This is a genomic window from Polaribacter sp. BAL334 (assembly GCF_015767435.1).
Classification (GTDB): domain Bacteria; phylum Bacteroidota; class Bacteroidia; order Flavobacteriales; family Flavobacteriaceae; genus Polaribacter.
Genome location: NZ_JADWOV010000191.1, coordinates 1 through 804, shown reverse-complemented (window position 1 = coordinate 804; position 804 = coordinate 1). Strand labels below are relative to the sequence as shown.

General features: G+C 37.3%; 1 pseudogene. It reads right to left on the bottom strand.

The features are described 5' to 3' along the window. Window positions 1-804, bottom strand: a pseudogene (locus IU405_RS01000) (hypothetical protein); the annotation flags it as partial.

Here is an 804-nt window from a genome sequence, read left to right as displayed (position 1 = left end):
AGTAGAAATAGTTGAAAGAGCATCAGTAGTTACGAAATCTAAGTTAGAGAAAGTAAGTGTAGTTCCAAAAGTGTCAGCATCAATACCTTTTACTTTACTACCCACTTTAAAGCCTTTGAAAACGATATTATTATTAGCACCCATTGCATCCGCTTTCCAGTCACCGTAAGTTGTAAGTCTTGTAGCATTTGCATTACCAATAGCAGTTACACCATCAATAGTGTAAGAACCAGTAACTCTAGGAGTAGAAGTAGACTCAGTACCATCAATTTCAAAAACTGTATCACTACCAACACCCATTGCAACAAGAGCATTTGTAATAGTTCCTGAATACGCTTGATCTAAATCAATAGCATCATCAGTTTGGTTATAAATTAAAAGGTTATTTACATTTACATTTCCACCAAAAATTTCGATTCCGTCATCATCATTAGAGATGATCTCGATATTTTCAACAATAGTTTTGTTACCAACACCACCTAAAGTAAGACCATTAATTTCACTACCATTAGCGATAGTAGCCCCACCATGACGAATAGAAACGTATTTTAAAGAACCAGAATTGTCATCAGTTAATGTACCACCATAGTTTGTCCAAGTTTGACCAGCAGCAATACCTTCGATGTTTGCAGTATTGTTAGCACCAGCACCAATCACGTTATTTCCTAAAATGATAACTCCACCCCAAAGACCGTTTAAGTCTAAGTCATGACCAGGAGCAACATACACACCAGCAGCAACGTTTGCAGCTGTTAAGGGATCAGCAGCAGCAGTAAAAACGATAGGTAAAGCAGCAGTTCCGTT